The 10368-nt window shown below is 38.0% G+C and carries 7 protein-coding genes and 1 pseudogene; 5 read left to right on the top strand and 3 right to left on the bottom strand.

Annotation, left to right across the window (positions count from 1 at the left end; genetic code table 11):
- The first annotated feature begins 523 nt into the window (after positions 1 to 523).
- Both ACFILU_RS00725 and ACFILU_RS00730 read left to right on the top strand, forming a co-directional pair.
- Positions 524 to 1351, top strand: coding sequence for a ferredoxin--NADP reductase (locus ACFILU_RS00725; protein ID WP_273791462.1), 828 nt, complete (start codon positions 524 to 526; stop codon positions 1349 to 1351).
- A 19-nt stretch (positions 1352 to 1370) separates the two neighbouring features.
- Positions 1371 to 1804, top strand: a pseudogene (locus tag ACFILU_RS00730) (ferredoxin--NADP reductase); the annotation flags it as partial.
- Here ACFILU_RS00730 and eda read toward each other — a convergent pair.
- Complete coding sequence (gene eda / locus ACFILU_RS00735) at positions 1783 to 2448, bottom strand: bifunctional 4-hydroxy-2-oxoglutarate aldolase/2-dehydro-3-deoxy-phosphogluconate aldolase (RefSeq protein ID WP_375674361.1); 666 nt, start codon at positions 2446 to 2448, stop codon at positions 1783 to 1785. The pseudogene ACFILU_RS00730 and the gene eda sit on opposite strands and share 22 nt — an antisense overlap.
- 115 nt (positions 2449 to 2563) lie before the next feature.
- Here eda and ACFILU_RS00740 point away from each other — a divergent pair, with 115 nt between their 5' ends.
- From ACFILU_RS00740 to ACFILU_RS00750, 3 genes are all read left to right on the top strand, one after another.
- Positions 2564 to 3481 carry a rhodanese-related sulfurtransferase gene (locus ACFILU_RS00740; RefSeq protein ID WP_375674362.1) on the top strand — a complete coding sequence of 306 codons (918 nt, stop codon included), beginning with the start codon at positions 2564 to 2566 and terminating at the stop codon, positions 3479 to 3481.
- A gap of 1241 nt (positions 3482 to 4722) precedes the next feature.
- Positions 4723 to 5856 (top strand): type III PLP-dependent enzyme, encoded by a 1134-nt coding sequence (locus ACFILU_RS00745; protein ID WP_273791459.1) that lies wholly within the window; start codon positions 4723 to 4725, stop codon positions 5854 to 5856.
- A 74-nt stretch (positions 5857 to 5930) separates the two neighbouring features.
- Positions 5931 to 6515 (top strand): GNAT family N-acetyltransferase, encoded by a 585-nt coding sequence (locus ACFILU_RS00750; protein ID WP_273791458.1) that lies wholly within the window; start codon positions 5931 to 5933, stop codon positions 6513 to 6515.
- Positions 6516 to 7657: 1142 nt separating this feature from the next.
- Here the strand turns inward: ACFILU_RS00750 and ACFILU_RS00755 are convergent.
- Complete coding sequence (locus ACFILU_RS00755; RefSeq protein ID WP_375674363.1) at positions 7658 to 9229, bottom strand: DHA2 family efflux MFS transporter permease subunit; 1572 nt, start codon at positions 9227 to 9229, stop codon at positions 7658 to 7660.
- Between the two features lie 19 nt (positions 9230 to 9248).
- Positions 9249 to 10343, bottom strand: coding sequence for an HlyD family secretion protein (locus ACFILU_RS00760; RefSeq protein WP_375647309.1), 1095 nt, complete (start codon positions 10341 to 10343; stop codon positions 9249 to 9251).
- Positions 10344 to 10368 lie beyond the last annotated feature (25 nt).

Genomic DNA, 10368 nt, shown 5'->3' on the forward strand with positions numbered 1-10368 from the left:
TTGTATTGTATCATTTTGAAGAGTGCAATATTAGGCTGTTGTTGCTGGTGCGATTGTTTTGATTAAATATTGCACTGGCTGCTTATTCAGAGAAGATAAAATGATTAAATTAAGCACGTTAAATCAATGCATTACAAGTTTTTTACCATGAGGGGAAAGATCACTTATCTGTGCAATTTTGGATGTCGTCTCATGCACTTAAAATTATTTTTGTTAAATGGAAAACAGTGTAAACACTTTCTGATACATTAAAAACTGTTGACTTAGAAAACCCGTTGATTTGGATATTATTTATTTTCAAGATGGATTGGGTATCCAATATTTACTTTCTAGTCTTTGATTGGTTTTAAGTGAAATCAATTTTATCGCTGATAGCGCGCGCTAGATTCATTTATTTAATTTTGACATAAAAGTGTTAACCTTGAGGCTTTTGTTTTAAGAAAATTGTTGGCAGATGGTTGTGCAAGTACTATATCACGTCAAGGATTCGAAATTTAACGTTCAATAAAATATAGGGAAGAGTATGAATACGTCTGCTACCAATGTTCCGTCAAGCATCAGCAGCGTTGCAAATTTTCCGATTCCTGAGAATGTGTTCGCCCTTACTGTCCAAGAGGTTTGTCACTACACAGATCGGTTATTTAAATTCCGTCTGAATCGTCCGGAAAGTTTTCGTTTTCGTTCGGGTGAGTTTGTTATGATCGGTTTGCCAAATGCAGAAAAGCCGATTTATCGCGCTTATTCGATTGCAAGCCCCTTTTGGGATGAACAGCTTGAGTTTTTTTCGATAAAAGTTCCAGGGGGACCTTTAACCGAGCATCTCCAAAAAATTAAAATTGGTGATACAGTTCTCATGCGTAAAAAATCTACAGGAACGCTGGTTCTTGATGCTCTTATTCCTGGAAAACGTCTTTATCTTCTTTCAACTGGGACGGGAATTGCTCCTTTTGCAAGCCTTATTCGTGATCCTGAAACTTATGAAAAGTTTGCAGAAGTTGTCCTTATTCAAACAACGCGCGAAAAGAATGAGTTAATTTATGCAAAAGATCTTGTTTCCTCTTTGCAACAAGATCCACTCATTGGAGAGTATGCACAACAGTTGAGATTTTATCCTATGACTACTCGTGAATCTTCTGAGCATATGGGGCGTATTACGACTGTTATGGAAAGTGGGGACTTTTTTGAAACAACTGGCCTTCCTAAAATTCATCCTGATGAAGATCGAGTGATGATTTGTGGTTCCATGGCAATGTTAAAAGATTGCGCAAGGATGTGTGAAAGCTTTGGTCTTGTTGAAGGGGCCAATAATGCTCCTGCTACTTATGTTGTAGAGCGCGCTTTTGTGGAGTAATTAGGTGGGAAAATTGGTGCTTTATCTTCTTTCAAACCGGTACGGGGTTTTTCCTTTTGCAAGCTTTATTCGTGATTCTGACACTTATGAAAAATTTTCAGAAGTTGTTCTTATTTAAATAACGCGCGAAAAGAATGAGTTAATTTGTGCAAAAGATCTTGTTTTCTCTTTGCAACAAGATTCATTCATTGGGGCATATGCACAACAGTTGAAATTTTATCCTATGACTACTTGTGAGCTTTCTGAGCATATGGGGCGTATTACGACTGTTATGGAGAGTGAGAGCTTTTTTGAAACAAGAGCACTCCCCAAAATTCATCTCGATGAAGATCGGGTGATGATTTGTGGTTCCATGGCAATGTTAAAAGATTGCGTAAGGATGTGTGAAAGCTTTGGTCTTGTTGAAGGGGCTGATATTCTTGCACTTTATATTATATTGTAGAAAGAGCTTTTTTCGAGGGAGAGGGAAGTTGTGATGCGGTATATGCTAATGCAGTAATCGAATCCCAATCACTTATTGCAATGAGTTGTTGGGGCGTTATCCAAGAACCACCAACGCAGAAGACATTGGGCAGTTGGAGCCATTGTGTTGCACTTTTTTGTGTAATACCGCCTGTTGGGCAAAACCGGATATCAGAGAAGGGAGATGCTAAAGCTTCAATGAAGGAAATACCTCCAGCAGCTTCAGCAGGGAAAAATTTAAGATATGAATAGCCTTTGTTTAATGCTTGCATGAGTTCACTTGGGGTCATTGCAGCGGGAAGAAGGGGAATTTCACTATTTTTTGCACAATTGATTAGTTCATTGGATAATCCGGGGCTTACAATAAACTTGGCTCCAGCTTGTTCGGCTTTTTCGTAATGTGTTGTGTTGAGAATTGTGCCGGCTCCAACAATTGCTTCAGGGACTTCTTGTGTAATTTTCTGAATTGCTTTGAGGGCATTTGGTGTTCGCAAGGTGATCTCAATTGTTTTTAATCCACCTTTGACAAGAGCGCGTGTTAAGGGTACAGCACTTTGTAGATTGTCAATGAGCAAAACAGGTATAACAGTTTGTCCTTGGAGATATAATAAAAGCTTTTCTCTTTTTTGGCACATGATATTTTTTCTTCTTGGAGATGATATTATTTGTATCGTTTGATTAAGCACAATATGTTAAAGAGTACATGAATAAATCTTGAAATTGAATGAAACGCGCGTTATGGCAAAACACATGGAAAAGAATTTTAAAGTTGCTGCACTTTATTGCTTTGCAGATTTGAAACATTATCATCAATTACAAAAACCTTTGCAGGAATTATGTCAAGCAAAGGATATCAAAGGCACTCTGCTTTTAGCACAAGAGGGAATTAATGGAACAGTTGCTGGTGCTTGTGCGGCAATTGAGGCATTGGTGGACTTTATTATGGCTGAGCCAGCGTTTCAAACGCCGGAGATTAAATATTCATGGGCATCAAAAATGCCTTTTCATCGCATGAAAGTGCGGTTGAAAAAAGAGATTGTGACAATGGGGGTTGAAGGGGTTGATCCGCTAAAAGTTGTTGGTACTTATGTGGATCCTGAAGATTGGAATGCTCTTATTCAAGATGAAGAGACAATTTTGATCGATACGCGTAATGATTATGAATATGCAATAGGGAGTTTTCAAGGAGCGATTGATCCGCAGATTAAAACATTTCGCGAATTTCCTGAATGGGTGCGTAAACATGAGGCTGAGTTAAAGAAAAAAAAGAAAATTGCCATGTTTTGTACAGGTGGTATTCGGTGTGAAAAATCAACAGCTTATGTTCGTGATCTTGGTTATGAGCAAGTCTACCATCTAAAAGGAGGTATTCTCAAATATTTAGAAAAAATTCCAAAAGAGAAAAGTTTATGGTGGGGTGAGTGTTTTGTTTTTGATGAGCGTGTTTCTGTTCATCATGGTCTTGAAGAATGTGGACGCGAATTATGTCGCGCGTGTCGTTCTCCTCTTAATGCTGAAAGCAAATTATCGCCTCATTATGAGGAAGGTGTTTCCTGTGATGCTTGTTATAACACGCGTAGTGAAGCCGATAGAGAGCGCTTTCGTGAGCGCCATAGGCAGTTTCAATTGTTGAAGTTGCGTGCAATTGATTCTCATCAAGGGACATAAGGATATCGCAGTGTAGGGCTTTAAATTGTAGCGTTTTTCTCTTAAATTTAAGAGAGAAGAGTTTTTTAATATTAGTAGAAAAATATTTTATAAGACCGGATATTATTCGGTCTTTTTGTTTATGTTAAATTATTTGACTTATAAGTAATCATTATAGATTGTTTGCTTTCTTTGATTTTATAGGATTGAGTATTTCAAATACTTTTCATTTTAAAATAGAAAAGTCATTTACGAACAATTTAGCACATTGATTTATAATAATTGGCTATTTACATCTTGAATAAGAGATCTAAATATCGTCAGGATTCTCTCATTCCAAGCCTGTTTCTATGGTTGAATCAATAAAAACCATATCTCTTCCACGTTACAAGCGGGGAAAGTCACGTGGAGTAAAACAATACAAGAAGGACGTGCCTCTTATTAGTCGTCTCAAATGTCAAGGGCTGTCACAACATTGGGGGCTTAGTGTGTGATGATGATCAGCTTGCTCTTTTATGAAGCCTAAAAATAGTGGGTTCAATAGATTTTATATTATTTTATTGGGGGTACTATTCTATCATTTACGGGCGCTGGTGTGAAGTTGGCTCGAGCACTTTAAGAAATGTTTCTTTAAAGAAAGTACGTGAGGATACAACCCAACTATATTCCGTTTGGGGTATTCTGTTTTACATGAGGGGAGTGATCCCATGAACGTGGATGAATGACCTTGTTTGGTGGGGGAGAGTGTTGTTTTTTCGCATCATTTTATCTTTAAGAATTAAAAAATGTTTAAAATTAAAAAAATGATTGAAATGAGAAAGAATTCGTTTTATAGGATGCCTTGCCCAAAGTCGCACGTGCCTGTGGGTGTCCGCTGGTTCTCAAATGGTGAGATTAACCGGTACGGTACCTGGAACTAACCGCTCCAGTCATTCTTACAGCCAATTGCAAGAATGAGGACATCTTGAAGCAACGACGGTGCGGGCCTTTCTGGTGTCTTCCAGCTTTTAAATGCTGGGATAACTATAGAGGCACACCTCATTGCCTTCAGTGCGGAAGTGGTTTTCTCAACTCCAATCAAAAAGGCATATAAAATAGAATAACGCGGTTTCGCGCTGTTCTTTCGCAGCATGCAATGCTAATTTCTGGTTTTTTGTAATCAGAATGGGGATGGTTGTTGTGTGTTTTTTGTCCTTTAGCTTTTGGCAGCTTTGGCTGTCTAAGCATAGAGTGGGGGAGCGTTCCCTCAAGGAGAATTGCAGATGGCAACGCAACGTATTCGCGATTTTCTTGCAACACATCGTTCTGAAGGTCCATGCTTAATTGTTGACCTTGATGTTGTTCGTGATAACTATTTAAATTTTGAAAAAGCTCTGCCGCAGTCTCGTATTTTTTACGCAATAAAGGCAAATCCAGCTCCTGAAATCTTGCGTTTGCTAAGTTCTTTAGGATCTTCTTTTGATGCGGCTTCTGTTGCAGAAATTGAAATGGCTTTAAAAGCAGGAGCAACGTCAGAGCGTATTTCTTTTGGAAATACGATTAAAAAAGAGCGTGATATTGCACGAGCATATGCATTGGGAGTTTCACTTTATGCTGTTGATTGTGTTGAAGAAGTGGAAAAAATTGCGCGTGTTGCTCCAGGAGCACGTGTTTTTTGCCGTGTTCTTACCGATGGCAAAGGTGCAGAGTGGCCATTGTCACGCAAATTTGGTTGTGTTCCAGATATGGCGGTTGATGTTCTAAGACGGGCACACCAATTGGGTTTGCAAGCCTATGGTGTTTCTTTTCATGTTGGATCTCAGCAGGTTGATTTGAGTGCGTGGGATCGTGCTTTATCGGATGCTTCTACAGTGTTTAAGCGTTTGGAACAAGAAGGCATTTCACTAAGGTTGGTGAATATGGGGGGCGGTTTTCCAACGCGTTATTTGAAAGATGTCCCTACAGAACAAGCTTATGGTACAGCAGTTTTTGATTCATTGAAAAAGCATTTTGGTAATCGTATCCCTGAGACGATTATTGAGCCAGGACGTGCGATGGTTGGCAATGCTGGTGTTATTCGTACAGAAGTTGTTCTAATATCTAAAAAAGCTGATAACGATAATGTACGATGGGTTTATCTTGATATTGGGAAATTTAATGGTCTTGCTGAGACTATGGATGAAGCCATTCGTTATCCTATTGAGACACCTCATGATGATAAGGTGATGGAGCCTTGTATTTTGGCTGGACCGACATGCGATTCGGCAGATGTTCTCTATGAAAAAACACCTTATCCGCTTCCTCTATCCCTAACGATAGGAGATGAAATATTGATTCATGGAACGGGTGCTTACACAACAACTTACGCATCGGTTGCTTTTAATGGTTTTGAGCCTTTACGATCATATGTGATCTGACATTTCCTTTTAACTATAGTTTTTTAGATTTTTTGCTATGCTTGTCATGGCGCTGTAAGAGGGCGGTTATAGAGATGAACATGATTAATTTTCAAACAAAAGATGGGGCATGTTTTACACTTTTATTGGAGCAAGAAGCCGATAAGCCTTATCGAGAAAATTTGCTTGATTCAATGATGGGGTATGGACGTAAACGTAAATCATCAGAGGTTTTACGTCGTGGTCGTTTGGCTGCTCAAGGGCTCTCTTTTGTGGTTAAAAATGTGCTTGGAGAGCTTGTGGGAAGTGTCCGTCTTTGGCATGTTTCTTTTTCTAAAGAAAAAAATGAAACACAACATGCTTTACTTTTAGGCCCCTTGGCTGTTGCGTCTGAATGTGCTGGTATGGGAATAGGATCAATTTTAGTCCGACATGCAATTGAAACAGCAAAAAAATTGGGATATGGCGCCATTTTGCTGGTAGGGGATTTTGAATTTTATCAACGTTTTGGCTTTTCAAATAGTTTAACAGAAAATTTGGCAATGCCTGGTCCTTACGAAAAACATCGCTTTCAAGCGTTGGAACTGATACCACATTATCTTTCTGGGTGTTATGGCACTTTGGTTCCTAGTGGAGAACGAGAAGTTTCAAATCGTTTTCAGCATCATAAAGTCGCTTGAAGATAGTGTTTATTTCGTTTTTCAGCAGCTGCCATTGAGAAGAGCATACCGTTTTGACAGTGCCAAGGTATTTAGCGGTACAAAGTTTTGGGGAGTTGTATTGCGATTTTATTATATGGCTTTTTCTTTATGGGGCTGGTTTCTTATTTTTGATAATTTCAGTTAAGTGAGTAAGAATATATTTTAAGCTCATTTTTTGAAATAGTGTCTTATTTTATAATACTGAAGGAACCGGATTTTTGAGTTGTCTTGTGTTCTTTTAAAGTCGCTATCATCATACAGTTTTCCAGTTTTCAATATCGTTGGTCGATCTTGCATCAAAACGGTTGGATATTTTACTTTTTTCTTAAACAGTTTTTATTTCTTTGCTTTTTATGTGCAAGGGAATGGTTTTGATTGATTCAATAGAGAGATATTTTGAGAAATTTTATACAATTTCAGCTCTTGTTGAAAGAGCAGGGGCTTAAGAAAGAAAAATATGTAGCAGTAGAATCAAAATTGTAAGTATCAGCTTTTTTTAAAGAGTGTAAAAAAATAAAATTACATGTTTAAAAGCAGCTTTTTTGAAAAAAATATATCATTACTTTTTTGCTATAAAGGTAAATCGTTTTGCAATTGGCATGAGAGTATCAAATACAAAATGATTTTCTCATGTAAAATTTTGCATTCAGAATCAAAAAAAACGTTATCCTACACATTATAAGAGAAATATGTGCGTGAATAAAAATCACAAGAATCATAAATCTTTTATGAATATTCTTGTAAGAATCAAAAGAGTGAAGGGCACAGAATCTTAACAAAATAGTTTTTATGAGGATAGTAGCGTAAAAAGGGGGTAGATAGATGAGAGATTTAATCTTTTGTGCCCTATAGTGATAAATCAAAAATCTTATAGAAATGGCTGCTTTATCTTTATGGTGTGGAGCACTTTAGATAAGCTCTTTGTTTATTATCATCTAGAACAATTTTTGTATGCGAGAAGTTGTTTTTAAGTGCGGAAAGAGCCCGCATTAAAAGAATTTTTATCAGAAGAATCATTTAGAATCATATGTTTATTTATACTGTCTCTTGAGACAAGATAAAGTGCATAGGAAACGAGCAAAGTGATAAGGATAAAAAATATTTCTCAATTTTAATTAAGCTTAGTGATTTGGTGGTGAATCCATGAGAGGTGGTATTTTTTTGAGAAACATGGTCATAAATGTCAAAACACCAAAAATGATGGTTATGATAAAGAAAATATCACTAATAGCCATAATGGTTGCTTGTATGCGTACCATACCAAACAATTGAGAAAGAGCCAGAGTATAGGAATCAAAGGTTTCTGTTTTGAATAATACAGTAAGATTTGAAAGCATTTCAGTTGCTTGTCTGTTTGCGTAGTTAAGAGTTTCGGCTATTCGTTCATGATGGAAGTCTGTGCGTTTTGTTATGAGAGTGTTGATAATGGCAAGCCCTACAGCCCCACCTAGATTCCGGGTGAGATTAAAGAGTCCAGAAGCATTTTGCATCCGTTCTGGTGGGAGTGTTCCCAAGGCAATATTATTAATAGGAACCATACATAACATTACAGAAGCACCACGGAAAACTTGCGGCCAAAAAAGCTGCCAAAAATCCCAGTTATCTGTGATAGAGCTCGCCATCCAAATACCTATTGCAAAACCAAAAAGTCCTATTGCCATCATTAAACGTGCATCCATTCGTGCTGAAAGAAATCCAGCAAGCGGGGCAGTTAATAACATGACGAATCCTGAAAGAAACAATGTTTCTCCAATCATGAGGGCATCAAAGTGGCGGATTTGGCTTAAATAGACAGGATAAAGGTACGTGAGTCCATAAAGGCCTATTCCCAATGAAAAGGAAAAAATGGATGCAGCTGAAAAATTAAAATTAGAAAAAGTAGAGAGATCTACAATGGGTTCTTTTACTGTAAAAGCACGCCAGAAGAATAAGGCTGCAGCAAGAATCATGGTAATGAACAAATCCCGAATCAGCGTATCACTCAGCCAATCATGACGTGCTCCTTCTTCTAGAATATACTCTAAAGTTCCCAAGAAAGTAGCCATAGAAATGAATCCTAACCAATCAAACTTCTTCATTAAAGAGGGATCAGCTTTATCAAAATCAATTAATTTCCAAGCGAGAATTGAGATGATAATCCCGCAGGGTACATTGATGAGAAAGAGCCAATGCCATGATGAGAGATGACAAATATAGCCTCCCACGGTTGGACCAATGGTGGGGGCCAATGTTGCTACTAGTCCAACAATAGGGGTAACAATTGGGCGTTTGGAAGGAGGAAAAAGAACATAAGAGGCGACAAAAACGCTTGGGATAATTCCTCCACCAATAAAACCTTGTAGTGCGCGATACAAAATCATCTCTCCAATAGATGTTGCTGTTGCACAAAGAACAGAAGTAATCGTAAACCCGATCGCTGATATGGTGAAGAAAACACGTGTTGAAAGCAATCTTCCTAAAAATCCAGAAAGCGGCAACATGATGACTTCAGCGATGAGATAGGAGGTTTGAATCCATGAAATTTCTTCAGAGCTTGCTGTAAGACCCGCTTGAATTTCAGCTAAAGAAGAGGAAACGATTTGGATATCTAAGATTGCCATAAACATGCCAAAAGACATAGCAATAAAAACTACAATTTTGCGCATTCCTATGCGTTCTTGAGACTGTATGAGCTCTGGTATGGAAGATGTCATAGTAAGATCTTCTACTTTTTTATAAGAGACTTTTATCTTGTGGCTTTGTACGTGTATCAATTTTCACTGAAACACTCATTCCTGCTCGGATATGTCCGGTTTTTAAGACTTCTTCTGGAATAGAAATACGTACGGGAATGCGCTGGACAATCTTTGTAAAGTTACCGGTAGCATTTTGTGGAGGCAGAAGAGAAAAAACAGCGCCTGTTGCGGGCGAAATAGAAAGTACTGTTCCTGTAAAAACATCATTTTCGAAGGCATCAACAGAAATATAAGCTTTTTGTCCGGTATGAATGTCTTGTAGCTGTGTTTCTTTATAGTTTGCTTCAATATAAAGTGCATGTATGGGGACTAACGCCGCAAGACGTTGGCCATTTACAACAAAATCTCCCGTTTTTGCTGTTAAATTTCCTATAACTCCATCAAATGGCGCTCGTATAATGGTCGAATCAAGATCACGTTGTGCTTTTTTACGCGAGAGCTCTAAACTCTTTGTTTCGCTTTCTGTTTCACTTCGTTGTGCTTCTAGCACTCGGATATTTGCACGTGCTGAAGCCATTTTTGCATCCGCTCTGTTAACATTCGCAATGGCTTGTTCATAAGCGGATTTGGCATCATCAACATTGGATTGAGGAGCATAACGATTGGCTTTCAGTTCTGTTACACGTTTTAAGGTGAGTTGTGCATTGGTTGCTATGGCTGAAGCGGCTGCTTTTTGTGCTTTTGCATCATCTAAAGAACTACGAGCGGCTGTGATTTGCGCATCAATGCGTAGAAGTGTTTTTTTCTGTGTGTTAAGATGCGCTTCTGTTTGATCCAAGGCTATTTTATAATCACCATTGTCTAGGTAAAATAAAACATCGTCCTTTTTTACAACTTGGTTGGCTTTAATGGCAATTTTTTCAATATACCCATTTAATTTAGTCGCAATAGCGGCTATATCTCCTTGCACATAGGCATCTTCAGTGGACAGCATATAACGCCATTGCGTCGTCCACTTATAGCTAAACCAAAGTACAAAAAGCGCAAAGACGATAAGAAGAGCCTTGATTACTTTCTTTCGTTTCATTTTATCGAGATTTTTTGTTGAAAAAATGGTCTCAGATACGGACATGATTTTATACTTTCAATATTTATGT

The organism is Bartonella sp. CL100XZDX, assembly GCF_042195375.1.
Classification (GTDB): Bacteria; Pseudomonadota; Alphaproteobacteria; order Rhizobiales; family Rhizobiaceae; genus Bartonella.

Excerpts from the sequence above, each read along its gene's own strand:
- ACFILU_RS00725 (WP_273791462.1), top strand. The coding sequence starts at position 524 with ATGAATACGTCTGCTACCAATGTTCCGTCAAGCATCAGCAGCGTTGCA.
- eda (WP_375674361.1), bottom strand. The coding sequence starts at position 2,448 with ATGTGCCAAAAAAGAGAAAAGCTTTTATTATATCTCCAAGGACAAACT.
- ACFILU_RS00740 (WP_375674362.1), top strand. The coding sequence starts at position 2,564 with ATGGAAAAGAATTTTAAAGTTGCTGCACTTTATTGCTTTGCAGATTTG.
- ACFILU_RS00745 (WP_273791459.1), top strand. The coding sequence starts at position 4,723 with ATGGCAACGCAACGTATTCGCGATTTTCTTGCAACACATCGTTCTGAA.
- ACFILU_RS00750 (WP_273791458.1), top strand. The coding sequence starts at position 5,931 with ATGAACATGATTAATTTTCAAACAAAAGATGGGGCATGTTTTACACTT.
- ACFILU_RS00755 (WP_375674363.1), bottom strand. The coding sequence starts at position 9,229 with ATGACATCTTCCATACCAGAGCTCATACAGTCTCAAGAACGCATAGGA.
- ACFILU_RS00760 (WP_375647309.1), bottom strand. The coding sequence starts at position 10,343 with ATGTCCGTATCTGAGACCATTTTTTCAACAAAAAATCTCGATAAAATG.